This is a genomic window from Streptomyces sp. NPDC085596 (assembly GCF_044541565.1).
Taxonomy (GTDB): Bacteria; Actinomycetota; Actinomycetes; order Streptomycetales; family Streptomycetaceae; genus Streptomyces.
Genome location: NZ_JBITTC010000006.1, coordinates 88,359 through 112,353 on the forward strand (window position 1 = coordinate 88,359; position 23,995 = coordinate 112,353).

General features: G+C 72.4%; 26 protein-coding genes. 11 read left to right on the plus strand and 15 right to left on the minus strand.

The genetic code is table 11. The features are described from left to right. Position 1: 1 nt before the first annotated feature. From ACIGA3_RS19135 to ACIGA3_RS19145, 3 genes are read right to left on the minus strand one after another with little or no spacing between them, the layout of a single operon-like run. The gene (locus ACIGA3_RS19135; protein ID WP_399716856.1) at positions 2–934 is read right to left on the minus strand and encodes a DMT family transporter; all 933 of its coding nucleotides are present in this window, start codon (positions 932–934) and stop codon (positions 2–4) included. A 51-nt stretch (positions 935–985) separates the two neighbouring features. Continuing rightward, positions 986–1,699: an ArsR/SmtB family transcription factor gene (locus ACIGA3_RS19140; RefSeq protein ID WP_399716859.1), complete on the minus strand. Its 714-nt coding sequence runs from the start codon at positions 1,697–1,699 to the stop codon at positions 986–988. 40 nt (positions 1,700–1,739) lie between these two features. After that, positions 1,740–2,387, minus strand: a complete 648-nt coding sequence (locus ACIGA3_RS19145) for a TetR/AcrR family transcriptional regulator (RefSeq protein ID WP_399716862.1) — start codon at positions 2,385–2,387, stop codon at positions 1,740–1,742. Between the two features lie 106 nt (positions 2,388–2,493). Between ACIGA3_RS19145 and ACIGA3_RS19150 the strand changes: the two genes are divergently transcribed. The 3 genes from ACIGA3_RS19150 (at position 2,494) to ACIGA3_RS19160 (ending at position 4,937) form a co-directional block, all read left to right on the plus strand. Then, positions 2,494–3,645, plus strand: a complete 1,152-nt coding sequence (locus ACIGA3_RS19150; protein WP_399717594.1) for an acyl-CoA dehydrogenase family protein — start codon at positions 2,494–2,496, stop codon at positions 3,643–3,645. Between the two features lie 76 nt (positions 3,646–3,721). Further along, the gene (locus ACIGA3_RS19155; protein ID WP_399716864.1) at positions 3,722–4,030 is read left to right on the plus strand and encodes a YiaA/YiaB family inner membrane protein; all 309 of its coding nucleotides are present in this window, start codon (positions 3,722–3,724) and stop codon (positions 4,028–4,030) included. A 283-nt stretch (positions 4,031–4,313) separates the two neighbouring features. Further along, positions 4,314–4,937 carry a TetR/AcrR family transcriptional regulator gene (locus tag ACIGA3_RS19160; RefSeq protein ID WP_399716867.1) on the plus strand — a complete coding sequence of 208 codons (624 nt, stop codon included), beginning with the start codon at positions 4,314–4,316 and terminating at the stop codon, positions 4,935–4,937. Positions 4,938–4,953: 16 nt separating this feature from the next. Here ACIGA3_RS19160 and ACIGA3_RS19165 read toward each other — a convergent pair whose 3' ends face one another. Continuing rightward, positions 4,954–5,415, minus strand: a complete 462-nt coding sequence (locus ACIGA3_RS19165) for a MaoC family dehydratase (protein WP_399716870.1) — start codon at positions 5,413–5,415, stop codon at positions 4,954–4,956. A 106-nt stretch (positions 5,416–5,521) separates the two neighbouring features. Between ACIGA3_RS19165 and soxR the strand changes: the two genes are divergently transcribed. Continuing rightward, entirely contained in the window at positions 5,522–5,998 is a 477-nt protein-coding gene (gene soxR / locus ACIGA3_RS19170) for a redox-sensitive transcriptional activator SoxR (RefSeq protein WP_399716873.1), read from the plus strand. Between the two features lie 108 nt (positions 5,999–6,106). Here the strand turns inward: soxR and ACIGA3_RS19175 are convergent, their stop codons facing one another. Both ACIGA3_RS19175 and ACIGA3_RS19180 read right to left on the minus strand, forming a co-directional pair. Next, complete coding sequence (locus ACIGA3_RS19175; RefSeq protein WP_399716875.1) at positions 6,107–6,829, minus strand: 3-keto-5-aminohexanoate cleavage protein; 723 nt, start codon at positions 6,827–6,829, stop codon at positions 6,107–6,109. Between the two features lie 22 nt (positions 6,830–6,851). Next, positions 6,852–7,454: a hypothetical protein gene (locus ACIGA3_RS19180; RefSeq protein WP_399716878.1), complete on the minus strand. Its 603-nt coding sequence runs from the start codon at positions 7,452–7,454 to the stop codon at positions 6,852–6,854. A gap of 256 nt (positions 7,455–7,710) precedes the next feature. Between ACIGA3_RS19180 and ACIGA3_RS19185 the strand changes: the two genes are divergently transcribed. Continuing rightward, the gene (locus tag ACIGA3_RS19185) at positions 7,711–10,503 is read left to right on the plus strand and encodes a penicillin acylase family protein (protein WP_399716881.1); all 2,793 of its coding nucleotides are present in this window, start codon (positions 7,711–7,713) and stop codon (positions 10,501–10,503) included. Positions 10,504–10,541: 38 nt separating this feature from the next. Here ACIGA3_RS19185 and ACIGA3_RS19190 read toward each other — a convergent pair whose 3' ends face one another. Continuing rightward, positions 10,542–11,783 carry an exo-beta-N-acetylmuramidase NamZ domain-containing protein gene (locus tag ACIGA3_RS19190; RefSeq protein WP_399716884.1) on the minus strand — a complete coding sequence of 414 codons (1,242 nt, stop codon included), beginning with the start codon at positions 11,781–11,783 and terminating at the stop codon, positions 10,542–10,544. A gap of 182 nt (positions 11,784–11,965) precedes the next feature. Between ACIGA3_RS19190 and ACIGA3_RS19195 the strand changes: the two genes are divergently transcribed. Both ACIGA3_RS19195 and ACIGA3_RS19200 read left to right on the plus strand, forming a co-directional pair. Continuing rightward, the gene (locus tag ACIGA3_RS19195) at positions 11,966–12,739 is read left to right on the plus strand and encodes an SDR family oxidoreductase (RefSeq protein WP_399717597.1); all 774 of its coding nucleotides are present in this window, start codon (positions 11,966–11,968) and stop codon (positions 12,737–12,739) included. Between the two features lie 113 nt (positions 12,740–12,852). Next, the gene (locus tag ACIGA3_RS19200) at positions 12,853–13,446 is read left to right on the plus strand and encodes a TetR/AcrR family transcriptional regulator (protein WP_399716887.1); all 594 of its coding nucleotides are present in this window, start codon (positions 12,853–12,855) and stop codon (positions 13,444–13,446) included. Positions 13,447–13,502: 56 nt separating this feature from the next. Here ACIGA3_RS19200 and ACIGA3_RS19205 read toward each other — a convergent pair whose 3' ends face one another. Further along, positions 13,503–14,717, minus strand: coding sequence for an acyl-CoA dehydrogenase family protein (locus ACIGA3_RS19205; RefSeq protein ID WP_399716889.1), 1,215 nt, complete (start codon positions 14,715–14,717; stop codon positions 13,503–13,505). A gap of 6 nt (positions 14,718–14,723) precedes the next feature. After that, positions 14,724–15,746: a phosphotransferase family protein gene (locus ACIGA3_RS19210; protein WP_399716892.1), complete on the minus strand. Its 1,023-nt coding sequence runs from the start codon at positions 15,744–15,746 to the stop codon at positions 14,724–14,726. Between the two features lie 175 nt (positions 15,747–15,921). Here ACIGA3_RS19210 and ACIGA3_RS19215 point away from each other — a divergent pair, with 175 nt between their 5' ends. Then, a complete protein-coding gene (locus ACIGA3_RS19215) occupies positions 15,922–16,860 on the plus strand; it encodes an NADP-dependent oxidoreductase (RefSeq protein WP_399716894.1) in 939 nt (312 codons plus the stop codon). Positions 16,861–16,876: 16 nt separating this feature from the next. On the opposite strand, the gene ACIGA3_RS19220 is transcribed toward ACIGA3_RS19215, so the two are convergent. The 4 genes from ACIGA3_RS19220 to ACIGA3_RS19235 are packed head-to-tail and all read right to left on the minus strand — an operon-like array spanning position 16,877 to position 19,045. Beyond that, the gene (locus tag ACIGA3_RS19220; RefSeq protein ID WP_399716897.1) at positions 16,877–17,191 is read right to left on the minus strand and encodes a DUF202 domain-containing protein; all 315 of its coding nucleotides are present in this window, start codon (positions 17,189–17,191) and stop codon (positions 16,877–16,879) included. Beyond that, on the minus strand, positions 17,188–17,580 hold the full coding sequence (locus ACIGA3_RS19225) for a YidH family protein (protein ID WP_399716899.1): 393 nt from the start codon (positions 17,578–17,580) through the stop codon (positions 17,188–17,190). Before ACIGA3_RS19225 ends, ACIGA3_RS19220 begins: the two co-directional genes overlap by 4 nt. 21 nt (positions 17,581–17,601) lie before the next feature. Then, complete coding sequence (locus ACIGA3_RS19230; protein ID WP_399716902.1) at positions 17,602–18,117, minus strand: NUDIX domain-containing protein; 516 nt, start codon at positions 18,115–18,117, stop codon at positions 17,602–17,604. A gap of 34 nt (positions 18,118–18,151) precedes the next feature. Beyond that, positions 18,152–19,045 carry a DMT family transporter gene (locus ACIGA3_RS19235; protein WP_399716903.1) on the minus strand — a complete coding sequence of 298 codons (894 nt, stop codon included), beginning with the start codon at positions 19,043–19,045 and terminating at the stop codon, positions 18,152–18,154. Between the two features lie 345 nt (positions 19,046–19,390). On the opposite strand from ACIGA3_RS19235, the gene ACIGA3_RS19240 reads away from it, so the two are divergent. Genes ACIGA3_RS19240 through ACIGA3_RS19250 form a run of 3 tightly spaced genes read left to right on the plus strand, consistent with a single transcriptional unit; the run spans position 19,391 to position 21,789 of the window. Then, entirely contained in the window at positions 19,391–20,365 is a 975-nt protein-coding gene (locus ACIGA3_RS19240) for a hypothetical protein (protein WP_399717599.1), read from the plus strand. 49 nt (positions 20,366–20,414) lie between these two features. Continuing rightward, the gene (locus ACIGA3_RS19245) at positions 20,415–21,179 is read left to right on the plus strand and encodes a molybdopterin-dependent oxidoreductase (RefSeq protein ID WP_399716905.1); all 765 of its coding nucleotides are present in this window, start codon (positions 20,415–20,417) and stop codon (positions 21,177–21,179) included. Beyond that, a complete protein-coding gene (locus ACIGA3_RS19250; RefSeq protein WP_399716908.1) occupies positions 21,163–21,789 on the plus strand; it encodes a cytochrome b/b6 domain-containing protein in 627 nt (208 codons plus the stop codon). Before ACIGA3_RS19245 ends, ACIGA3_RS19250 begins: the two co-directional genes overlap by 17 nt. Positions 21,790–21,798: 9 nt before the next feature. On the opposite strand, the gene ACIGA3_RS19255 is transcribed toward ACIGA3_RS19250, so the two are convergent. Further along, positions 21,799–22,563 carry an SDR family oxidoreductase gene (locus tag ACIGA3_RS19255; RefSeq protein ID WP_399716910.1) on the minus strand — a complete coding sequence of 255 codons (765 nt, stop codon included), beginning with the start codon at positions 22,561–22,563 and terminating at the stop codon, positions 21,799–21,801. A 13-nt stretch (positions 22,564–22,576) separates the two neighbouring features. Further along, positions 22,577–23,974 carry a GntP family permease gene (locus tag ACIGA3_RS19260; protein WP_399716912.1) on the minus strand — a complete coding sequence of 466 codons (1,398 nt, stop codon included), beginning with the start codon at positions 23,972–23,974 and terminating at the stop codon, positions 22,577–22,579. Positions 23,975–23,995 lie beyond the last annotated feature (21 nt).

The window sequence follows — 23,995 nt, forward strand, 5'->3', positions numbered from 1 at the left end:
CTCAGGGCACCCGGTCGGGGCTCGGGGCGGCGTCCGCCACCTGAGCCGGCGCCGTACGCCCCCGCGAGCGGGCCACCGCCACGCCCGCCAGGCACAGCGCGCCGCCGCCGAGCATGACCGGCCCCGGCACCTCGCCCAGCGCCAGCCACGACATCAGCACCACCAGCGCGGGTACGGCGTACGTCGTCGCGCCCAGCTTGGAGGCGCTGGTGCGGGCCAGGGCGTACGCCCAGGCGGTGAAGGCGAGCGCGGTCGGGAAGACGCCGAGGTACACCATGCCGAGCGTCGCGGGCAGCGGCGCGCGGGCCGCCTCCGAGATCAGCTGCCCGGCGAACGGCAGGCAGGCCACGGCGCCGACGAGACAGCCGTACGTCGTCACCTGAAGGGCGCTCGCCCGCGCGACGGCGGGCTTCTGCGCGACCACCCCGGCCGCGTACGCGACCGCCGCGAGCAGGCACGCCACCACCCCGAGCACCGAGGAACCGCCGCCCCCGGCCGACATCGACAGGCCCACGATCACCGCACCCGTGAACGACACCGCCATCCCCGCCAGCAGCCGGGGCGGCATCGGGTCCCCGAGGAACCGGGCCGCGAACAGGGCGATCAGCAGTGGGCCGACGTTCACCACCAGGGCCGCCGTGCCGGCGTCCACCCGCTGCTCGCCCCAGTTCAGGGCGACCATGTAGAAACCGAACCACAGCACCCCGGACACCAGGATGCCCGGCCAGGCGGCGCGCGGCGGCAGCCCCTCACGGCGTACGGCGCACAGCGCGGCCAGGGTGAGACCGCCCGCGAGCAGCCGCCCGAGCGCCAGCGCGCCCGGTGAATAGGCTTCCCCGGCGGTACGGATCACCACGAAGGCGGACGCCCAGAGCAGCACGGTGACCACGGCGGCGGCCGCGGGCAGCAGACGATGACGCGGACTGAGGTCCATCGGACTCCTCGGATCGGTGGAGAGATAAGGATCGGTGGAGAAAAAGGGGCGTCAGGCCAGCGCCCGCCCGTCCACGCCCAGCAGTTCCGCGAGCGCACGCTCCCCGGCGGGCGTCACCCGCACCGCGCGCCCCGAGCCCACGCGGGCGCACCAGCCGGTGTCCAGCGCGTACCGGCACAGCGCCGCACCCGCCGCGCCCCCGAGATGCGGGCGCCGCTCCGTCCAGTCGAGGCAGGAGCGGGCCAGCGGGCGGCGCGTGGAGCGGTCCACGGTGATGCCCGCGTCCCCGAACCAGGCGAGACCCGCGTCGGTGAGGGCGAACCCGGCGTCCTGGCGCAGCAGCCCACGCGCGGTCAGCGCGTCGGTGACCGCGATGCCCAGCCTGCCGGCCAGATGGTCGTAGCATGTACGGCCGCGCGCCATGGCGGACTGGGTGCGGACCTCCCGCAGCGTGCGCGGGACTTGGAGCACCGCGTCCTGCGGCAGATGCGCCGCCAGATCCTCGACGAGTTGTGCGGCGCGCGAGTCGGCCAGCCGGACGTAGCGGTGTCGCCCCTGGCGTTCCGTCGCGAGCAGGCCGCCCGCGACCAGCCGGTTCAGGTGCTCGCTGAGTGTCGAGGGCGCGACCCGGACGTGCCGGGCGAGTTCCCCGGCGGTCCACGCGCGCCCGTCCAGCAGGGCCAGCAGGCAGCCTGCCCGCGTCTCGTCGGCGAGCAGCGCGGCGAGCGAGGCGAGGGCGGTGGCGCACGGGTCCCTGGCGGTCATGTGCACAGCATGCGGGACGGATACTTCGGCGGCCGCCGAATTATGGGAGGGCCCCGGGCTCCGGCTGCCCGTACTGTCCCTCAAGCCCGGCCAGCAGCGCCGCGAGCCCTGCTTCGAAGGCCCGCTCGTCGATCTTCTCCTGCTGCTCGGCGAGCAGGTGGGCCTGGCCGAGGTGGGGATAGTCGGCGGGGTCGTAGGCGCTCGCGTCGTCCACGAAGCCCGCGGCGAACGAGCCCAGCGCGGAGCCCATGATGAAGTACCGCATCAGCGCGCCGACCGAGGTCGCCTGTGCCGGGGGCCAGCCCGCGTCGACCATCGCCCCGTACACCGCGTCCGCCAGGCGCAGCGCGGCCGGGCGGCGGCCGGGGCCGCGCGCGAGCACCGGGACGATGTTGGGGTGGTCGCGCAGCGCGGACCGGTAGGAGACGGCCCAGTCGTGCAGCGCGGTCCGCCAGTCCCGGCCGTCCTCGAACATCGACAGGTCGACCTGCGCGCTCACCGAGTCCGCGACCGCCTCCAGGATCTCGTCCTTGGTGCGGAAGTGGTTGTAGAGCGAGGGCCCGCTGACGCCGAGTTCGGCGGCGAGCCGCCGGGTGGAGACGGCCTGGAGGCCCTCCGCGTCCACGAGGGCCCGTGCCGTCTTCACGATCCGGTCGGTGCTGAGAAGGGGCTTGCGCGGTCGGGCCATGGCCCACATAGTAGGGCTGCGAGCAGAAACTAGCAGTGCTAATTTAAATGTACGTCTTTCAAGGGCCTTACGGGTTCCCGCCGAGGCCGTGTGGGGTGATCGCGTGGTGAACCTGGAGCTGAGCGAGGAACAGGCGGCCGTACGGCGACTGGCCCGTGACTTCGTGGAGCGCGAGATCGCCCCGTACGCGGCCGGCTGGGACCGCGCCGAGGAGGTCGACCGGGGCATCGTGAAGAAGCTCGGCGAGGTCGGCTTCCTGGGCCTGACCATCGACGAGGAGTACGGCGGCTCCGGCGGCGACCATCTCGCGTACTGCCTGGTCACCGAGGAACTGGGGCGCGGCGACTCCTCGGTGCGCGGGATCGTCTCCGTCTCCCTCGGGCTGGTCGCCAAGTCGATAGCGGCCTGGGGGAGCGAGGAGCAGAAGCGGCGGTGGCTGCCGGGGCTGACCTCCGGCGAACTGATCGGCTGCTTCGGCCTCACCGAGCCCGGCACCGGCTCGGACGCGGGCAACCTCACCACGCGGGCCGTGCGCGAGGGTGACGCCTATGTGCTGAGCGGCACCAAGATGTTCATCACCAACGGCACCTGGGCCGACGTCGTCCTGCTCTTCGCCCGCTCCACCGACGCCCCCGGCCACAAGGGCGTCTCCGCCTTCCTCGTCCCCACCGACACTCCCGGCCTCACCCGCCGCACCATCCACGGCAAGCTCGGCCTGCGCGGCCAGGCCACCGCCGAACTGGTGCTGGAGGACGTGCGGGTGCCCGCCTCCGCGATGATCGGCGCCGAGGGCAAGGGCTTCTCCGTCGCCATGTCCGCGCTCGCCAAGGGCCGGATGTCGGTCGCCGCGGGCTGTGTCGGCATAGCCCAGGCCGCACTGGACGCGGCCGTCCAATACGCGGGCGAGCGGGAGCAGTTCGGCACCTCCATCGCCCGGCACCAGCTCGTGCAGGAGCTGATCAGCGACATCGCCGTGGACGTGGACGCCGCCCGGCTGCTGACCTGGCGGGTGGCCGACCTGATCGACCGGGGCGAGCCGTTCGCCACCGAGTCCTCCAAGGCCAAGCTGTTCGCCTCCGAGGCCGCCGTGCGCGCCGCCTCCAACGCCCTCCAGGTGTTCGGCGGTTACGGCTACATCGACGAGTACCCGGTGGGCAAGCTCCTGCGCGACGCCCGCGTGATGACCCTCTACGAGGGCACCAGCCAGATCCAGAAGCTGCTCATCGGCCGAGCGCTCACGGGCGTCTCCGCCTTCTGAGGCCGCGCGCTTCTGAGTACCCGCACTGAGTACCTCGGCGGATGTGGCCCGCGCCGCGTCCGCCGACACTCGTGTCATGAGCGACACACCCGTCAAGCAGCAGAGCACGGCCGCCTTCTACGGCCAGGCCGTCGCCTCCTTCGCCGTCGCCATGACGGCCACCGCGATCGGCATCTACCGGCTGGACGCCAACGCCTGGGTGCGCGGCTTCCTCGCCATCGCCGTCCTGTACCTCGTCACCTCCGCCTTCACCCTCGCCAAGGTGATCCGGGACAGACAGGAGGCCGGGGAGATCGTCAGCAGAGTCGACCAGGCCCGGATGGAGGAACTGCTCACCACCCACGATCCGTACCGGAAGACCCCCGGCCCCCCGCAGTCGCGGTAGGGTCTGTCCGGCGGATCATGGCGCGGACGCGGGGCCTGGCACGCCCATCTGCGGCGTTGTCGTCACTCTCCCCCAAGCTCTCGGCTCCGCTCGAGCAGGGAGGGACCCCCATCGCTCCGCGTCGACTCCCTCCTCCGCCTTGCATCTGGACGCACCAGGCCCCGCTCACCTGCATTCCTCGGCACCGCTGCTCACCCGCACCCTGATCCGCCGGACAGGCCCTAAGCGGGCGCTCACCTTCGGCGGTATGGTGGTGCTCCTGTCATCTGAAGAGGGGCGAGCGATGAGTACGGCGGAGGAGACGGTCGGCGGCGAGGCCGACGCGTGGGCCGAGGTCACCCCGGACGCGGCCCGGCGGCTGCTCGTCGCCGCCGTGGAAGCCTTCGCCGAGCGCGGCTACCACGCCACCACCACCCGCGACATCGCGGGCCGCGCCGGGATGAGCCCGGCCGCGCTCTACATCCACTACAAGACCAAGGAAGAGCTGCTCCACCGGATCAGCCGCATCGGTCACGACAAGGCGCTCGACATCCTGCGCACCGCCGCGCGCGGCGAGGGCACGGCCGCCGAGCGGCTCGCGGACGGGGTCAGCTCCTTCGTCCGCTGGCACGCGGGCCGCCGCACCACCGCACGCGTCGTGCAGTACGAGCTGGACGCGCTCGGTCCCGACGCCCGCGCGGAGATCGTCGCGCTGCGCCGCCAGGTGGACGCCGAGGTGCGCGGGATCATCGAGGACGGCGTGGCCGCCGGCGAGTTCGACGTGCCCGACGTCCAGGGCACCACCCTCGCCATCCTGTCGCTCTGCATCGACGTGGCCCGCTGGTTCAACGTGGACGGCCCGCGCACCCCCGAGCAGGTCGGCGACCTCTACGCCGGCCTCGTGCTGCGGATGGTCGGGGCCCGCTGACCCCGACGCCCGCGGCTCAGAAGTAGTACCGGGACACCGACTCCGCCACGCACACCGGCTTGTCGCCGCCCTCGCGCTCCACGGTGAAGGCGACCGACACCTGGACCCCGCCCGGCACGTCCTCCACGTTGGTGATCACCGCGGTGGAGCGCAGCCGGGAGCCGACCGGCACGGGCGCGGGGAAACGGACCTTGTTGGTGCCGTAGTTGACGCCCATCCTCACGCCCTCGACCGCGATGAGCTGCGGCCCGAAGAGGGGGAGCAGGGAGAGCGTGAGGTAGCCGTGCGCGATCGTGGTGCCGAACGGGCCCGCGGCCGCCTTCTCCGGGTCGACGTGAATCCACTGGTGGTCGCCGGTGGCCTCCGCGAACAGGTCGATCCGCTTCTGGTCGACCTCCAGCCAGTCGGTGTGGCCGAGCTGCTCGCCCACGGCGGCCTTCAGCTCGTCGGGGGAGGTGAAGGTCCTTGGTTCTGCCATGATCCCGGCCTCTCGCGTCGTATGTCTAAGCAACTGCTTAGCATGGTGGGGTGTACGGCGCCTGTCAACGGCTCGGCGGTCCTGGCGGGTCGGTAGGCTCGGGACGGTGCCCCAGCTTCCCGAGAAGATCCATGAGCTGACCGTAGGCCAGTTGTCCGCGCGCAGCGGCGCGGCCGTCTCCGCCCTGCACTTCTACGAGGCCAAGGGCCTGATCAGCAGCCGCCGCACCTCCGGCAACCAGCGCCGCTACAGCCGCGACACCCTGCGCCGGGTCGCCTTCGTGCGCGCCGCCCAGCGGGTCGGCATCCCGCTCGCCACCATCCGCGAGGCCCTCGCCGAGCTGCCCGAGGAGCGCACCCCGACCCGCGGGGACTGGGCCCGGCTCTCCGAGGCGTGGCGCTCGGAGCTGGACGACCGGATCAACCAGCTCAACCGGCTGCGCGACCACCTCACCGACTGCATCGGCTGCGGCTGCCTCTCCCTGGCCACCTGCGTCCTGTCCAACCCGGACGACGTCTTCGGCGAACGCGGGTCCGGGTCCAGCCTGATGCGGGAGGAGCGGCAGCCCCGTGCACACCCCTGAACTCACCGCCGCGCTCGCCCCGATCGCCTGCGGGCGCTGGGCATGAGCCGGCCTGGCCGATCGCACGGCACTCCTCGCCCAGCCCTGTGACGTGCGTTGGAACGACCCCTACTGGTCGCGCTGAGAGCCGTGCTCCGCCAGCCCCTCGGTCACCAACTGACTGTTGGACAGCGCGCGTTCACCATCCGGGAGGAACAGCGTGTCCTCCAGGCCGATGCGGGTCGCCAGGCCCAGCCGGGCGGCCAGTCGCAGTACCGGCCACGCGCCGTCGTCCTCGCCGTGCAGCAGGACGGGACGGCCGTGCGCCGCGCCCAGTTCGGCCAGCAGGGTGTGCGCCGACGCCTCGGCGGTGGCCGGGTCGGTGTCCGTCACCTCGGCCAGCACCCGCAGCACCCCCGGCCCCAGCGGCGAGACCGCGAAGCGCGCCGCGCCCTCGGTGCCGGACCAGATACCCGCCTCCACGCCGATGCCCCGCGCCAGCAGCAGCCCGGCCAGCTCCTCGGTGCCCGGCTCATGCCAGTTGACCGAGGCGAAGTCGGGCAGCACCGACCAGGAGCGCACCCGCTCAAGCCGCTCGGCCGGACCGGGCTCGGCCCAGGCGCCGGTGGTCACCCCGACCGGCACCCCGACCCGCCGGCGCAGCGCCTCCACCACGGGCCCGACGACCCGTGCGGACAGGGACTCCCGCCCGCACGGCGTCCGGGGATGCACATGCACCTCCGTGGCCCCGGCGGCGACCGCCTCCGCCGCCGACCGTGCCAACTCATCCGGCGTCAGCGGGACTTGAGCCCCGTCCGCAGCCGTTCTGCTCCCGTTCAGACAGACCTGCACCGGACCATGGTGCCGCACCCGGTCAGGCCGACATCAGCAGCCGCTCCCGCCGCGCCGAGGCCAGCGCGCCCTCGGTGAGCACCGGCCGGGGCACCAGGATGCCGCAGTCCGCGCACACCGGCCCGGCGGACGGCTCGTGGTCCAGGCCGTACCGCCACACCAGCCGCTCACCGTCGCACACCGGGCACACGGCCCCCGGCCGGCGCTCCAGGGCGCCGATCAGCCGGTGCAGTACGTCGGCCAGCGGCTCACGGGGGTGCAGCCGCGGGTCGTCGCACCAGGCGACGCCGAAGCCGCCCCAGGTCATCCGATGCCAGTCGTCCACACTGCCCGGCCTGCGCAGGCCGTCGTGCTTCTCCTTCTTCCGGCGTTCCGCGAACTCGGCCTCGTAGGCCAGCCACACCGCGCGCGCCTGCTCCAGCTCCACCAGTGCGGCCACGAGCCGCACCGGGTCGGGAGAGCGGTCCTCGGGGCCGAAACCGGCCCGCGCGCACAGATGGTCCCAGGTCGCCCGGTGCCCGTAAGGAGCGAACCGCTCCAGGCACTTGCGCAGTGAGTAGCGCCGTAGCGCCAGATCGCATCGCGGATCGCGCACCTGTCTCGCCAGACTTCGGAATCCGGCCATCGCCCTGCACCTCCGTCACACCTGTGTCCGCTCTTCGGTCACCTCGGCGTCGCCGTACGGCTTTCGCGCGACGTCGCCGGATAGACGTGTCGCGGGCCGATCCGGCTCCATCCGATTTCCGATGCCCTCCCATAACGCGCTCCGTGTTGACCGCCGGGCACCGGCCTGAGCGGCCGCCGAACTTGACGCATGTTCACCTTCGTTCGCGGGGATACCGGCGGTAACGTCCGGCCCACCCCCGTCGGGAGGAGCTGCCATGCCACGGCGCACCCCACGTAACGTGTTGTCCGACAGACTCAGAACTCCTCGCACACTCTCCGGGTTCCTGAAGACGGCCTCGATATGCGTCCTGATCGCCGGTTGTCTTTCACCACTCGGTCAGGCGGCGGCCGCCACAAGCGCTCCCACCGCCGCGAACGACCACTGTTCCGGCCAGTGTTCGGACATCCTTCCGCCGGGTGAGAACGGCAATGCCACCCTGGCACAGATCCTGCTCAACCAGGCTTTCGGCACCCAGCCGGCGCACGCCGAGGATCAGCTCGGCCCCTACGCCAATCTCGCCACCGGACACCCCGGCCTGACCGACGCGAAGATCAACAACTTTTTCAACGACGCCTCCTTCGGCGTCCCCGCCGGCCAGGTCGCCTCCACCGAGAAGCCCGCCGGACGCACCGACGTCACGATCGTCCGGGACAAGAAGACCGGTGTGCCCCACATCACCGGAACCACCCGCTACGGCACCGAGTTCGGCGCCGGATACGCGGCCGGCCAGGACCGGCTCTGGCTGATGGACGTGTTCCGGCACGTGGGCCGGGGCCAGTTGACCGGCTTCGCCGGCGGCGCCCCCGCCAACCAGGGCCTGGAGCAGGAGTTCTACCGCCAGGCCCCCTACACCGAGGCCGACCTCCAGGCGCAGATCGACGGCGCCGTGGCCAGCAACGGCGAGCGCGGACAGCAGGCCCTCGCCGACGTCACCGCCTACCTGGACGGCATCAACGCCTACATCGACGCCTCCGACAGCGGGCGTTACTTCCCCGGCGAGTACGTCCTCACCGGCCACAAGGACTCCATCACCAACGCGGGCACCATCGACCACTTCAAGGTCACCGACCTGGTGGCGCTCGCCTCGGTCGTCGGCACGCTGTTCGGCTCCGGCGGGGGCGGCGAGGTGAACAACGCCCTCTCCCTGATCGCCGCCCAGTCCAAGTACGGCGTCGAGGAGGGCACCCGCGTCTGGGAGTCCTTCCGGATGCGCAACGACCCCGAGGCCGTCCTCACCCTCCACGACGGACAGCGCTTCCCCTACGCCGGCCGCCCCGACAGCCCCCAGGGCCGGGCCCTGCCCGACGCCGGATCGGTCACCCAGGAACCCCTGGTGTACGACCGCACCGGCAGCGCCGCCACCGCCCGCGCCAAGAACTCCTCCACCGCCGCCGCCAAGGACACGCTCAGCTCCGCCCGGCGCGGCATGTCCAACGCCCTCGTGGTCAGCGGCGAGCACACCGCCAGCGGCCACCCCGTCGCCGTCTTCGGCCCGCAGACCGGCTACTTCGCCCCGCAGCTCCTGATGCTCCAGGAGATCCAGGGCCCCGGCATCAGCGCCCGCGGCGCCTCCTTCGCGGGCCTGAGCATGTACGTCGAACTCGGCCGCGGCCAGGACTACTCCTGGAGCGCCACCACCTCCGGTCAGGACATCATCGACACCTACGCCGTCGAGCTGTGCCAGGACGACCACCACTACCTCTACCGGGGCACCTGCACCGCGATGGAGCAGGTCGAGCGGAAGAACGCCTGGAAGCCCACCGTGGCCGACGGCACCGCAGCCGGTTCGTACGCCATGCGCGTCTGGCGGACCAAGTACGGCCCCGTCCAGTACCGGGCGACCGTCGGCGGCAAGAAGGTCGCCTACACCACCCTGCGCTCCTCCTACCTGCACGAGGCCGACTCCATCATCGGCTTCCAGATGCTGAACGACCCCGGCTACGTCAAGGGCCCCGAGGACTTCCAGAAGGCCGCCCAGCACATCAACTTCACCTTCAACTGGTTCTACGCCGACTCCGCGCACACCGCGTACTACAACAGCGGCGACAACCCGGTGCGCGCCGCCGGCGTCGACGCCGAGTTCCCGGTGTGGGCACAGCCGGCGTACGAGTGGCGGAACTGGGACCCGGCCGCCAACACCGCCGACCACACCCCGCCCTCCGCCCACCCGAACTCCGTCGGCCAGGACTACTACATCTCCTGGAACAACAAGCAGGCCGAGGCGTACACCGCCGCGCCCTGGGGCGAGGGCTCGGTGCACCGGGGCGACCTCCTCGACGACCGGGTGAGCAAGCTGGTCGCGCAGGGCGGGGTGACCCGGACCAAGCTGGTGCAGGCCATGGCCGACGCCGCCCTGGCCGACCTGCGCGCCGAGGACGTGCTGCCGAAGCTGCTCAAGGTGGTCAACTCGGCGCCGGTCAGCGACCCGGCGGCAGCGGCGGCCGCGACCAAGCTCCAGAAGTGGCTGGACGCGGGGGCGAAGCGCACGGAGACGTCGGCGGGGTCGAAGAAGTACGCCGACGCCGACGCGATCCGCGTCCTGGACGCCTGGTGGCCGCTGCTGGTGAAGGCCGAGTTCGAACCCGGCCTCGGCACCGGCCTGTACGGCGCGTTCACCGCCAACCTGCCCGTGGACGAGGCACCGTCCGCCGGACACGGCCCGACCGGCTCGCACGCCGGAAGCTCCTTCCAGTACGGCTGGTGGAGCTATGTCGACAAGGACATCCGGGCCGTCCTCGGTGAACCCGTACAGGGCGGCCTCGCCCGCGAGTACTGCGGCGACGGCAGCCTCACCGCCTGCCGGGACATCCTGCTCGGCACGCTGAAGCAGGCCGCCGGGCTCACCGCCGCCCAGGTCTATCCGGGCGACGACCTGTGCCCGGCCGGGGACCAGTGGTGCGCCGACTCGATCCAGCAGCGCACCCTGGGCGGCATCAAGCACGGGAACATCAGCTGGCAGAACCGGCCCACCTACCAGCAGGTCGTGGAGTACACCTCGCACCGCTGACGCTCGAAAGCGGCGGCCCCTTCAGGGGGCCGCCGCGCTCAGCGGTACATCAGATACCGCGCCCGCACCCGGCGGAACGCCGCCAGCTCCCCGTGCCAGGCGGCCGCGACCTCCTCCGCCCCGGCCCCGGCGTCGATCATCGTGCGCACCAGCTCCGAACCGGTCAGCTTGTCGATCCAGTTGTCCGGCCGCCACGCGAAGCCGTCCCACACCCGCCGCGCCGTCACCAGCAGGGCCACCCCGGTCAGCACCGGGTCGAAGGCCGCGGGGTCGTGCACGTGGAGCTGGACCCCGCCCACCGTCTTCCCCGCGAACTTGGAGAACGTCGGCGCGAAGTACGCCTCCCGGAACCGCACCCCCGGCAGCCCGGCCTTGTTCGCCGCCTCGGCCCAGCGGCCGTCGACGCCCTCCGCGCCGAGGAGTTCGAAGGGGCGGGTGGTGCCCCGGCCCTCGGAGAGGTTGGTGCCCTCGAACAGACAGGTGCCGGAGTACACCAGGGCCGTGTCCGGGGTCGGCATGTTCGGGCTCGGCGGCACCCAGGGCAGCCCGCAGTCGTCGAAGAACATCCCGCGCCGCCAGCCGGTCATCGTCACCGTCTCCAGCGGCACCGGCTTGTCGAGGAACTCCCCGTTGAACAGCCGGGCCAGCTCCGCCACCGTCATCCCGTGCGCCTGCGCGATCGGCCGCCGGCCGACGAAGGTGGCGAACTCCTCGTGCAGCACCGGCCCCAGGGCCGCGCGTCCGGTCACCGGGTTCGGGCGGTCCAGCACCACGAACCGCTTGCCCGCGAGCGCGGCCGCCTCCATGCAGTCGTACAGCGTCCAGATGTACGTGTAGAAGCGGGCGCCCGCGTCCTGGATGTCGAAGACGACCGTGTCCACCCCGGAGGCGGTGAAGACGTCGGCGAGCGCCTGGCCGCTCTTCAGATACGTGTCGTACACCGGCAGCCCGGTCGCCGGGTCGTCGTAACGGCCCTCCGAGCCGCCCGCCTGGGCGGTGCCCCTGAAGCCGTGCTCCGGGCCGAAGACGGCGGTCAGCCGCACCCGGGGGTCCGCGTGCATCACGTCCACGATATGCCGGACGTCGCGGGTGATCCCGGTCGGGTTGGTGACGACCCCGACCTTCCGGCCGGACAGCGGGGCGTAGCCGTCGGCGGCCAGCCGCTCGAACCCGGTGCGCACCCGGTGCCCCGCACCGGTGTCCGAGGCGGGGGCCGGGACCGCGGCCCCGACCGCGGCCGTACCGGTGGTGGCGAGCAGGCTCCGTCTGGACAGCGTCATACGAGGACCTCCGTGAGCGCGGCGGGTGCCATGACCACGGGGACGCTAGCGCCTGGCGGCCCGGCAGGGAACGCGCCGGACCGGTGCCATCGGGGATTCCCCTTCCCTACGGCATACCGACTGGTTAGTCTGGCGCCGCGGCGGCCGTACCGCCGCGTACAGCCGTAGCTCGAAGGAGGCCGCTGGTGGAAGCCGTGCAGGACGCCGGAGTCGTCGTCACCGGGGCGGGCGGAGGGATCGGGGCCGCACTCGCCCGCCGGTTCGCCGCCGAGGGTGCCCGTGTAGTCGTCAACGACCTCGACGCCGACAAGGCCAAGGCGGTGGCCGAGGAGATCGGCGCGACCGCCGTACCCGGCGACGCCTCCGGCATCGTCGCCGAGGCCCGCGCGGCCCTCGGCGGCACCATCGACGTGTACTGCGCCAACGCGGGCGTCGCCTTCGAGGACGGCACGCCCGGCGCCCCGCTGGACGAGCGCTCGTGGGCGGTGTCCTGGGACGTCAACGTGATGGCCCACGTCCGCGCCGCCCACGACCTGCTGCCCGACTGGCTGGAGCGGGGCGGCGGCCGGTTCGTCTCCACCGTCTCCGCCGCCGGACTGCTCACCATGATCGGCGCGCCCTCCTACAGCGTCACCAAGCACGGCGCACTGGCCTTCGCCGAGTGGCTGTCCCTCACCTACCGCCACCGGGGCGTCAAGGTGCACGCCATCTGCCCGCAGGGTGTGCGCACCGACATGCTGGACGCCACCGGCAGCGCCGGCGACCTGGTGCTCCAGCCGACCGCGATCGAACCGGCCGAGGTCGCGGACGCCCTCTTCGAAGGGATGGCCGAGGACCGCTTCCTGATCCTGCCGCACCCCGAGGTGGCCGAGTACTACCAGGCCCGCGCGGCCCTCCCGGACAAGTGGCTGGGCGGCATGAACCGTCTCCAGCGCGCCTGGGAGGAGTCCCGCTGACGGGGGCCCCGCCACCCGCGCCCGCCGCGGGATGGGAAGATCCTCCGGCGGGAGAGCGTTCCCGCGCCAGATGACGACAGCCGGCGGACACGACGGAAAGGCAGGTGGCGGCAGTGCCCAGAACCACGGACGGAGACGCCACACCCGTCCCGCGGCGGCTGCTGGACGCCGCGACCCGCCTCTTCGCCGACCAGGGCTACGACCGCACCTCGGTGCAGGAGATCGTGGAGGCCGCCGGAGTCACCAAGGGCGCGCTCTACCACTACTTCGGCTCCAAGGACGACCTCCTGCACGAGGTCTACGCGCGCGTACTGCGCCTCCAGCAGGACCGCCTGGACGCCTACGCGGACGCCGACGAACCGGTGGAGAAGCGGGTACGGGACGCGGCCGCCGACGTGGTCGTCACCACCATCGAGAACCTCGACGACGCGATGATCTTCTTCCGCTCGATGCACCACCTCAGCCCCGAGAAGAACAAGCAGGTCCGCGCCGAACGCCGCCGCTACCACGAACGGTTCCGCGCCCTCATCGAAGAGGGCCAGCGCGAGGGCGTGTTCTCCACCGCCACCCCGGCCGACCTGGTCGTGGACTACCACTTCGGCTCGGTCCACCACCTGTCCACCTGGTACCGCCCCAAGGGCCCGCTCACCCCGCAGGAGGTCGCCGACCACTTGGCCGACCTCCTCCTGCGCGCCCTGCGCCCGTAGCCACGACGCGTAAGGGGCGCCCGCAATGGCGGGCGCCCCTTACGACAGCAGGTCCGCTACAGGTACTTCTTCAGCTCACGCCGGGCCAGCGAGCGCTGGTGCACCTCGTCCGGGCCGTCCGCCAGCATCAGCGTGCGCGCCCCGGCGTACAGCTCGGCCAGCGGGAAGTCCTGGCTCACCCCGCCCGCGCCGTGCAGCTGGATCGCCCGGTCCAGGATCTCCACCACCGCGCGCGGAGTGGCGATCTTGATGGCCTGGATCTCGGTGTGGGCGCCCCGGTTGCCGACGGTGTCCATCAGCCAGGCCGTCTTCAGCACCAGCAGCCGAAGCTGCTCCACCGTCACCCGCGCGTCCGCGATCCAGTTCTGCACCACACCCTGCTGCGCCAGCGCCTTGCCGAACGCGGTACGGGCGACCGCCCGCCGGCACATCAGCTCGATGGCCCGCTCGGCCATGCCGATCAGCCGCATGCAGTGGTGGATGCGCCCGGGACCCAGCCGGGCCTGCGCGATGGCGAAGCCGCCGCCCTCCTCACCGACCAGGTGGGACACCGGCACGCGCGCGTGGTCGAAGACGACCTCCGCGTGCCCGCCGTGCGAGTGGTCCTCGTACCCGAACACCTGCATGGCCCGCTTCACGGTCACACCGGGCGTGTCGCGCGGGACCAGCACCATCGACTGCTGACGGCGGATGTCCTCGCCGTCCGGGTCGGTCTTGCCCATGACGATGAAGATCTCGCAGTCCGGGTTCATCGCCCCGGAGATGTACCACTTGCGGCCCGTGATGACGTACTCGTCACCCTCCCGCTCGATCAGCGTGGTGATGTTGGTGGCGTCCGAGGAGGCCACCTCCGGCTCGGTCATGGCGAACGCCGACCGGATCTCCCCGGCCAGCAGCGGCTCCAGCCACCGCTTCTTCTGCTCGTCGGTGCCGAACTGCGCCAGCACCTCCATGTTCCCGGTGTCCGGCGCCGCGCAGTTCAGCGCGGTCGGCGCCAACTGCGGGGAGCGGCCGGTGATCTCGGCCAGCGGCGCGTACTGGAGGTTGGTCAGCCCGGCACCGTGCTCGGAGTCGGGCAGGAAGAGGTTCCACAGGCCCTGCCTGCGCGCCTCCGCCTTCAGTTCCTCCACCACCGCCGGGGTGTCCCACGGCGAGGCGAGCAGCGCCCGCTGCTCCTCGGCGACCGGCTCGGCCGGGTACACGTACTCGTCCATGAAGGCGAGGAGCCGCTCCCGCAGTTCCTCCGTGCGCGCGTCGAACGCGAAGTCCATCTGCTCTCAGCCTTCCTGAAGAGTGGTCAGTCCGTGGTCGATGAAGACGGGCACCAGGTCCCCGATGCGGTCGAAGCCGCGCCCCACCGTCTGGCCGAGGGTGTACCGGTAGTGGATGCCCTCCAGGATCACGGCGAGCTTGAACCAGGCGAACGCCGTGTACCAGTTGACGTCCGAGACATCGCGCCCGGAGCGCTCCGCGTACCGCTCGATCAGCTCGGCGGGCGTGGGGTGGCCGGGGGCCTCGGCGGTGGTGGAGACGGGGGAGTGCGCCATGCCGAGCGGCCGGCTGTACATCACCAGCAGGCCCAGGTCGGTCAGCGGGTCGCCGAGGGTCGACATCTCCCAGTCGAGGATCGCCTCGATCCGGTCGCCCTCGCCGATCAGCACGTTGTCCAGGCGGTAGTCGCCGTGCACCACGGTCGGGGCGGGGGAGGTGGGCAGGGAGCGGCCGAGGGCCGCGTGCAGCTCGTCCACGCCCGCCAGTTCGCGGTTGCGGGAGGCGTCCAGCTGCTTGCCCCAGCGGCGCAGCTGGCGGTCGAGGAAGCCCTCGGGGCGGCCGAAGTCCGCGAGGCCCACCTCGGCGGGGTCCACGGCGTGCAGCTCGACGAGGGTGTCCACCAGCGACAGCACCGCGTTCCGGGTCCGCTCCGGGCCGAGCGGCGCGAGCTGGTCCGCCGTGCGGTACGGGGTGCCCTCGACGAACTCCATGACGTAGAACGGGGCGCCCAGCACCTCGTCGTCCTCGCACAGCAGCAGCGGCCGGGGGACCGGTACCTGGGTGGGGTGCAGGGCGCTGATCACCCGGTGCTCGCGCCGCATGTCGTGCGCGGTGGCCAGCACATGGCCGAGGGGGGGCCGCCGTACGACCCAGCGGGAGGTGCCGTCGGAGACGGCGTAGGTGAGGTTCGACCGTCCGCCCTCGATCAGCCTGCCGGTCAGCGGACCGGTCACCAGGCCGGGGCGCTCACGGTCGAGCAGCGCGCGCAGCCGGTCGAGATCGAGTCCGGGCGGGTGGTCGGCGCTCATACATCACTCCTACGAACGGGTGAACAGGAACCCGTCATATGATGCCGACCGGTCGGTATGCCGTCCAGTGTGTTCCCCGGAGTTACGGCGGACGAGCTACGTCCGGGCCCCGCGAAACGCCCATATCGTGACACCGGGGTTGCGTGGCGCGTGAACACCCTGGAGGGTCCAGATCATGAAGGCCATCAGCTACCGCCGCTACGGCGGCCCCGAGGTGCTGGAGTACGGCGAGCTGCCCGAGCCCAAGGTGGGCCCCGACCAGGTACTGGTCCGGGTGCGCGCGGCCGCGGTCAACCCGGTCGACTGGAAGTGCCGCGAGGGGTATCTCGACCCGATCCTGAACACCGTCTTCCCCGTCATCACCGGCTGGGACGTCAGCGGCGTCGTGGTCCGCCCCGGCGCCTCCGTCGTCGAGTACGCGGAAGGGGACGAGGTGATGGGCTACGTCCGCGAGGACCTCCTCTCGCTCGGCACCTTCGCCGAGTACGTCGCCGCCCCCGTGCGCACCCTGGCCCGCAAGCCCGCCGCGATGTCCTTCGAGGAGGCCGCGGGACTGCCCCTGGCGGGCCTGACCGCGTACCAGGTCCTTGTCCAGATCCTGAACGTCAAGCGCGGCGAGACCGTGCTCATCCACGCGGCCGCCGGCGGCGTCGGCTCCCTCGCCGTGCAGATCGCGAGCCATCTGGGCGCCCGCGTCATCGGCACCGCGAGCGAACGCAACCACTCCTTTGTGCGCAGCCTCGGCGGCGAACCCGTCAGCTACGGCGAGGGCCTGGCCGAGCGCGTACGCGGCATCGCGCCCGAGGGCGTGGACGCGGTCTTCGACACCGTCGGCGGCGAGACCCTGAAGGTCTCCGCCCAGCTCCTCGCCCCCGGCGGCCGCCTCGCCTCCATCGCCGACCCGGACGTCACCGAGTACGGCGGCCGCTACTGGTTCGTCCGCCCCGACGCCGAGGACCTCACCAAGCTCGCCCAACTGGCCGACCAGGGCGCCGTCTCCGTCCACGTGGACAAGACGTTCCCGCTGGAGCGCACCGCCGAGGCCCAGCAACTCAGCCAGGAGGGCCGCACCCGCGGCAAGATCGTCGTCACGGTGAGCGGGGACGACGACTAGGCCACCAGCGGCGCCGCTAGGCCACCAGCACCGCCGCGCACACCGCCAGCGCCACCGCGCACCCCGTCGCCGCCCAGGCCAGGCGCGGGGTCAGCGCGGCCGGTACCGCGCTCTCCGTCAGGGTCCGGATGCGCAGATGGGCCAGCGCGAGGAAGGCCAGCCAGCACGCACAGCACAGCAGGACCAGCACCGCCCCGGTCAGCGGACTGGCCGCCCGCACCGCGGACCGCATGGCCAGCACCGCGGTGACCGTGCCCGACAGGGTCGTACGCCGCCACGCCAGCCGGGTGCGCTGCGGCTGGAGCCCCGGGTCCCCGGCCGGAGCGGTCATCCCGCCCATCCGGCCAGCACCACCACGACCATCGCCACGGCCACCACCGCCACCAGCAGGCTCAGCACCGCCGGGAACCGGGACACCGGCAGATCCTCGCCCCGCCGCATCGCCTGCTCGCAGCGCACCCAGTGGTGCACCGCGCGCAGCGCGCACAGCACCCCGCCGCCCAGCAGCGCCAGCGCCAGCCCCACCCGCCACGCCCAGCGCAGCTGCGGCAGGAACTGGTCCACCGCGAAACCGCCGCCGATCAGCGCCAGCGCGGTCCGCAGCCAGGCCAGGAAGGTCCGCTCATTGGCCAGCGAGAACCGGTAGTCGGGGGTGGTGCCCTCGTCCCGCACCCGCTCGGGCGCGAACCAGAGCCGGGCGTTCCGCACGAATTCGCTCACCTGACGGACCCTACCGGCGTCTCACCCCGCCGCCCTGAACGCCCTCAGCCGCTCGTGCGCGGCCAGCCCGTCCGGCACCCACTCCCACTCGGCGAGCCGCGCCGTGACCTCCTCGTCGGTGAGGAAGGCGTGCCACTGCACCTCCTCCACCTGTGGCCGCACCTCGAGCTCGCAGCGCACCTCGTACACCGCCGACCACCAGCCGTGCCCGGCCCCGTCTTCATAGAGGAACTTGAAGAGGTACGTCGGCTCGGGCAGCCCGCTCACGCCCAGCTCCTCCTCCGCCTCGCGCAGCGCCGCCTCGTCGTAGGACTCGCCCGCGCCCACCACCCCGCCCACGAACAGGTCGTACAGCGCGGGGAAGACCAGCTTGGTCGCGGTGCGCCGGTGCACGAAGAGACGGCCCGCCGCGTCGCGGACCTGGATGAAGACGCAGCGATGGCGCAGCCCCCGGGCGTACGCCTCGCCGCGCGGGGCCTGGGTGACGACACGGTCCTGCTCGTCCACGATGTCGAGGATCTCGTCGGCGGGGTTCATGCCCGCCATCCAAGCAGCCCCGGCCGCCGGCGGCTCAGTTCCGCTGGAGATCCCGCACCGGCCGCTCCTCGGCCGTGCCGCACGGCATCGCCGGGTGCAGCCCCAGCAGCACGATGCCCGCGACGATCGCCGCGAGCCCGGCCGCCTCCCAGGCCAGCGCCCCGGTGTCGGTGTGCAGCCGGTCGCCGAGGAAGCCCACCCCGCACAGGATGCCCGCGAGCGGCTGGGCGGCCGTCAGCGCGGGCAGCGACATGCGCAAGGGCGCCGTCTCGAACGCGCTCTGCACCAGCAGCAGCCCGGTCACCCCGAGCGCCAGCACCGCGTAGGGATGCCCGCCGGTGAACAGCTCCGTGAAACCGCCCTCGCGGAAGCGGATGCTGCTCACCCGGGTCAGCGCGTCCTGCACGCCGTAGAGAAGCCCGGCGGCCGTCGCCAGCAGCACCGGGCTCCAGGAGATCCGCGAGCGTTTCGCCCAGCCGGCCAGCGCCAGCGCCACCCCCACCATCACGCCGAGGATCAGCCAGTGCCGCACCGGGTCGGTGACCGCGGTGCCGCCGCGCGGACGGCCCGCCAGGATGAACGTGCTCACCCCGCCCGCCAGCAGCACCAGACCGGCCCAGCCCTGCCGGCCCAGCCGCTGGCCGGTCTGACGGCGGGACAGGGCGAGCGCGAACAGCAAATTCGTGGCGAGCAGCGGCTCCACCAGCGAGATCTCGCCGTTGCCGAGCGCCACCGCGCCCAGTGCCATGCCGGCCACCATCAGCGCGGTGCCGCCCAGCCAGCGCGGCACCCGCATCAGGTCCAGCAGCAGCCGGAAGGAGAGGAAGTCACTGGGGGGCGCGTTCCGCGCCACGTTCTGCTGAAGCACGAACCCGAACCCCAGGCACGCCGCGGCACTCACGGCGAGGAGGAGAACCAGAACGGACACGCTGCGTACCTCGATCATCGGCCGGGCCACAAGTGCGTAGTGGCCGACTGTAGCGCCCTTCAGGGGCGGGACTGTGGAGAGTGCCCGGAAGCGGGCACGTTTCGGCGGAACCGTCCGGTCATGTTCCGTCCCCCCGCCGCCCGGCGCCATGGCGTACGCCACATCCGGCACCCCCGAATCGGCCTATCCGGCCCCGACCAGGGCACCCGTGCCCCAAGTCCCCCTACTGAAGCGGTGGTTGAACCGAGCAACACCCTGATTCCGCTTGACGCAAACCAAGGCGGGGAGTTTGCTGTGAGTGATCGGCCGATGGCAGCCCGAAAAACAGGAAGTCCCGCGGTGCCCCTGACCCCGCCCCCGCCCGTCACAGACCGGGCCCCCTCGGACCCGCCCGGCGGCACCGCCCCCGAGCACTCCGGCACCTTCGACGCCGCCCTCGGCGACGCCGAACTCCTCGCCGCGCGCGCCGCCCTGGCCCAGGGCCGCTGGCAGTCCGCCCGCTCCCTGCTGCCGCACACCGGCGACGACTGGGACCGCCGGGGCCACCGCGTCACCGTGCTCGCCGCCGAACCCGGCGCCCACACCTCGGCCGGGCAGTGGCTGCTCGCCGAACCCGGCTCCGCCGACGCGGCAACCCTGCTCGCCCTGGCCCTGGTCCACCGCGCCCTGCGCGGCGAGGAGGACCCCGGGCACGCCCGCGCCTCCTGCCACACCGCCGCCGAACTCGCCCCCGCCGACCCCACCCCCTGGCTCGGCCTGCTCCTGCTGGCCCGCGCCCACGGCCCCGAACCGGAGCCGACGGCCGTCTTCAAGGAACTGCGCGCCCGCCACCCCGAGCACCACCACGGTCACCACCTGCTCATCGCCGGCCTCGCCGAACGCCCGCCCGGCGGACCCGAGTCCCACGAGGCGTACGACGCGGCCGAGCGCGCCGCCGCCGAGGCCCCCGCCGACTCCCCGCTCGCCGTCCTCCCGGTCGTCGCGTACGCCGAACGCCACCGCGTCCTCGCCGCCGCCGGCCTCGCCCCGGCCGTCCCGGGCCCCGCCCCCTGCGCCCACTGGACCGGCCCCCGGGCCCGCCGCGTCCTGCGCGCCGCCTTCGACTGGTGGCTGGAGTGGGAGCACGACGAACACCCCAGACGCCACATCGACCTCAACCACCTGGCCTTCGCCATGTCCGCGGCCGGCCGCCCCGCCGAAGCCGCGGCCCTCTTCCACCGCATCGGCCCCCACGCCACCCCCGCCCCCTGGTCCTACACCGGCCAGGACCCCTGGACCGCCTTCCACCAGGCCCGCACCCACGCCCTGGCCACCGGCTGAACCCCGACAACACTGGCCCCACCGCCCCCGGACGTGCTCGAATGACGACGTGACCCCCGACCCGGACCGGCACACCCACGGGCCCCCCGACGACCCGGCCGACCCCGACGCGCACGGCAAGCCCGTCGGCCGCCGTCTCTTCCTCGGCACCCTCGGCCTGGGCGCGCTCGGTGTCGCCACCGCGCCCTGGCTGCAACGCGGCGCGGAGAGCGCGCTCGGGGCCCTCTCCGGCCAGGACCCCACCGGACTGAGCGGCCTGCTCCCCAACGGCGGCGGCTTCCGCTACTACTCCGTCGCCGCCTCCGTCCCGCACCGGGGCCCCGCCGACTACCGCCTCACCGTCGACGGCCTCGTCGACCACCCCCGCGCCTACACCCTCGCCGACCTGCGCGCCCTGCCCCGCACCCGGCTGACCAGGGACGTCCAGTGCGTCACCGGCTGGCGGGTGCTCGGCACCCCCTTCGAGGGCGTCCGCCTGAGCACCCTGCTGGACGCGGCCGGCGTCCGCCCCACCGCCCGGGCCATCCGCTTCACCTGCTTCGACGGCACCTACACCGAGAGCCTCACCCTCGACCAGGCCCGCCGCTCCGACGTCCTGGTCGCGCTGCGCATGCAGGGCAAGGACATCGCCCACGACCACGGCGGCCCCGTCCGCCTCTACGTCGCCCCCATGTACTTCTACAAGTCCGCCAAATGGCTCTCCGGCATCACCGTCACCGACCATGTCCAGCCCGGCTACTGGGAGAGACTCGGCTACGACGTCGACGCCTGGGTCGGCCGCTCGAACGGACGGACCGATGACCCTACGAGCTGACGCCCCGGCACACACCAGCGCCCGCGTCCACCGCTTCACCCCCGCCGAACGCTGGGTCCACCGCACCAGCGCCGCCCTCATGGCCCTCTGCGTGGCGACCGCCGCCTGCCTCTACGTGCCCCAGCTCGCCGTCCTCGTCGGACGCCGCGAACTCGTCGTACGCGTCCACGAATGGGCCGGACTCGCGCTCCCCGTGCCCGTACTGCTGGGGCTGGTCTCCCGCGCGTTCCGCGCCGACCTCGGCGCGCTCAACCGCTTCGGCCCGCACGACCGGCGCTGGCTGCGCGCCGCCCTGCACCGGGACAGGCGCCACTCGGCGCGCCCCGCGGGCAAGTTCAACGCGGGGCAGAAGATCTACACGGCCTGGATCGCCGGAGCTGTCCTGGTGATGCTCGGCACCGGCCTGATGATGTGGTTCACCCATCTCACCCCGCTGCTGTGGCGCACCTCGGCCACCTTCGTCCACGACTGGCTGGCCCTCACCGTCGGCGTGGTCCTCGCGGGACACATCGGCAAGGCGCTGGGGGACCCGGAGGCACGGCGGGGACTGCGCACCGGCGCCGTGAGCCGGGAGTGGGCGGAGCGGGAACACCCGCTCTGGCGCCCGTGAGCGTGCGTATCAGAGCACGCTGGTCATGCCGCCGTCGACGTAGAGCACCTGGCCGGTGACGAAGTCCGCGGCGGGGGAGACCAGGAACAGCAGCCCGCCGACCAGGTCCTCGGTACGCCCCCAGCGCCCGGCCGGGGTCCGCCCCCGCACCCACGCGCTGAACTCGGCGTCCTCGACCAGCGGCCGGGTCAGCTCGGTCTCGATGTAACCGGGCCCCAGCCCGTTGACCTGCACGCCCAGCGGACCCCAGTCCGCGCACATGCCCTTGGTGAGCATCTTCAGCGCGCCCTTGGTCGCCGCGTACGGCGCTATGCCGGGGCGTACCACCTCGCTCTGGAGCGAGCACACGTTCACGATCTTGCCGCGCCCGCGTTCGGTCATCCGCCGGGCGGCCTCGCGGCCGGTGAGGAAGGCGCTGGTGAGATTGGTGTCGAGGATGCGGTGCCAGTCGGAGTCGGTGAACTCCAGCAGCGGCGCCCGCAGTTGCATCCCCGCGTTGTTGACCAGAATGTCGAGCGGGCCCACCCGCTCCTCGACCTCGGCGATCCCGGCGGCCACCGAAGGGCCGTCGGTCACGTCGAACACCGCCGTGTGCACCCGGTCGCCGGGCAGTTCCGCCGCGGCCCGCGCCAGGCGGTCACCGTCACGTCCGTTGAGGACCACGGTGCAGCCCGCCTCGGCGAGACCACGGGCCAGGGCGAGACCGATGCCCCGGCTGGAACCGGTGACCAGGGCCGTACGGCCGCTGATGTCGAAGAGAGGGTGAGCCGTCATCGCCGTACCGCTCCTAGATCACCAGTGACAGCAGCAGGACCAGGCCACCGGCGACCACCGAGATGATGGTCTCCATCACCGACCAGGTCTTGACCGTCTGGCCGACGCTCAGCCCGAAGTACTCCTTCACCAGCCAGAAACCGGCGTCGTTGACATGGCTGAAGAAGAGCGAACCGGCACCGATGGCCAGCACCAGCAGGGCCGTGTGCGTGGTCGACATGTCGGCCGCGAGCGGCGCGACCAGACCGGCCGCCGAGACCGTCGCCACCGTCGCCGAACCGGTCGCCAGCCGGATCGCCACCGCGATCAGCCAGGCCAGCAGCAGCGCCGGGATCGACCAGTCCTTGGAGATGTCCAGGATCATCTGGCCCACACCGCAGTCGATCAGCGTCTGCTTGAAGCCACCGCCCGCGCCGACGATCAGCAGGATGCCCGCGATCGGCATCAGGCCCTTCTCGACGGTCTGCTGGAGGCGGCCCTTGGTGAAGCCCGCGGGCCGGCCCAGCGTGAAGAAGCCGACGATCACCGCGGCGAGCAGCGCGACCAGCGGGGAGCCGACCACGTCGAAGACCCGCTGGGTCATGTTGGCCGGGTCGTCGATGACGATGTCCACCAGGGCCTTCGCCAGCATCAGCACCACCGGCAGCAGCACCGTGGCCAGCGTGGCACCGAAGCCCGGACGACGCTCGAGGTTCTCGGAGGCGCGCTCCGGGATCATCCGCTCGGGCGCCGGTACGTCCACCCAGCGGGCGGCGACCTTCGAGAACAGCGGACCGGCGATGATCACCGTCGGAATGGCGACCACGATGCCGAGCGCCAGCGTCACACCCAGGTTGGCCTTGACCGCGTCGATGGCGACCAGCGGGCCGGGGTGCGGCGGGATCAGACCGTGCATCACCGACAGACCGGCCAGCGCCGGGATGCCGATGCGCATCAGGGAGTAGTTGCCGCGCCTGGCGACCATGAGTACGACCGGGATCAGCAGCACGATGCCGACCTCGAAGAACAGCGGCAGACCGATCACGGACGCGATGAGCACCATGGCCCACGGCATCGCACGGCCGCCCGCCTTGGCGAGGATCGTGTCGACGATCTGGTCGGCGCCGCCGGAGTCGGCGAGCAGCTTGCCGAGGATCGCGCCCAGCGCGATCAGCACACCGACACCGGCGACCGTGCTGCCCAGGCCGGTCGTGAAACTCACGATCGCCTTGTCGAGCGGAGCACCGGCCACCGCCCCGAGCACCAGCGAACCGATGGTCAGGGCCAGGAAGGCGTGGAGCTTGAACTTGGTGATGAGAAAAACGATGACGGCGATGCCCGCCAGGACGGCTATGCCCAGTTGGGCGTGGCCGGCCGAGGTGATCGGCTGGACGGTGTCCGCTGCCAGCATCTCGACGCTGAGTCTGGTCACGGGATTCCCTTGCGGTTACGG

Coding starts and splice junctions, on each gene's coding strand:
- ACIGA3_RS19135 (WP_399716856.1), bottom strand. CDS start 934: ATGGACCTCAGTCCGCGTCATCGTCTGCTGCCCGCGGCCGCCGCCGTG.
- ACIGA3_RS19140 (WP_399716859.1), bottom strand. CDS start 1,699: ATGACCGCCAGGGACCCGTGCGCCACCGCCCTCGCCTCGCTCGCCGCG.
- ACIGA3_RS19145 (WP_399716862.1), bottom strand. CDS start 2,387: ATGGCCCGACCGCGCAAGCCCCTTCTCAGCACCGACCGGATCGTGAAG.
- ACIGA3_RS19155 (WP_399716864.1), top strand. CDS start 3,722: ATGAGCGACACACCCGTCAAGCAGCAGAGCACGGCCGCCTTCTACGGC.
- ACIGA3_RS19160 (WP_399716867.1), top strand. CDS start 4,314: ATGAGTACGGCGGAGGAGACGGTCGGCGGCGAGGCCGACGCGTGGGCC.
- ACIGA3_RS19165 (WP_399716870.1), bottom strand. CDS start 5,415: ATGGCAGAACCAAGGACCTTCACCTCCCCCGACGAGCTGAAGGCCGCC.
- ACIGA3_RS19180 (WP_399716878.1), bottom strand. CDS start 7,454: ATGGCCGGATTCCGAAGTCTGGCGAGACAGGTGCGCGATCCGCGATGC.
- ACIGA3_RS19185 (WP_399716881.1), top strand. CDS start 7,711: ATGCCACGGCGCACCCCACGTAACGTGTTGTCCGACAGACTCAGAACT.
- ACIGA3_RS19190 (WP_399716884.1), bottom strand. CDS start 11,783: ATGACGCTGTCCAGACGGAGCCTGCTCGCCACCACCGGTACGGCCGCG.
- ACIGA3_RS19205 (WP_399716889.1), bottom strand. CDS start 14,717: ATGGACTTCGCGTTCGACGCGCGCACGGAGGAACTGCGGGAGCGGCTC.
- ACIGA3_RS19210 (WP_399716892.1), bottom strand. CDS start 15,746: ATGAGCGCCGACCACCCGCCCGGACTCGATCTCGACCGGCTGCGCGCG.
- ACIGA3_RS19215 (WP_399716894.1), top strand. CDS start 15,922: ATGAAGGCCATCAGCTACCGCCGCTACGGCGGCCCCGAGGTGCTGGAG.
- ACIGA3_RS19220 (WP_399716897.1), bottom strand. CDS start 17,191: ATGACCGCTCCGGCCGGGGACCCGGGGCTCCAGCCGCAGCGCACCCGG.
- ACIGA3_RS19230 (WP_399716902.1), bottom strand. CDS start 18,117: ATGAACCCCGCCGACGAGATCCTCGACATCGTGGACGAGCAGGACCGT.
- ACIGA3_RS19250 (WP_399716908.1), top strand. CDS start 21,163: ATGACCCTACGAGCTGACGCCCCGGCACACACCAGCGCCCGCGTCCAC.
- ACIGA3_RS19255 (WP_399716910.1), bottom strand. CDS start 22,563: ATGACGGCTCACCCTCTCTTCGACATCAGCGGCCGTACGGCCCTGGTC.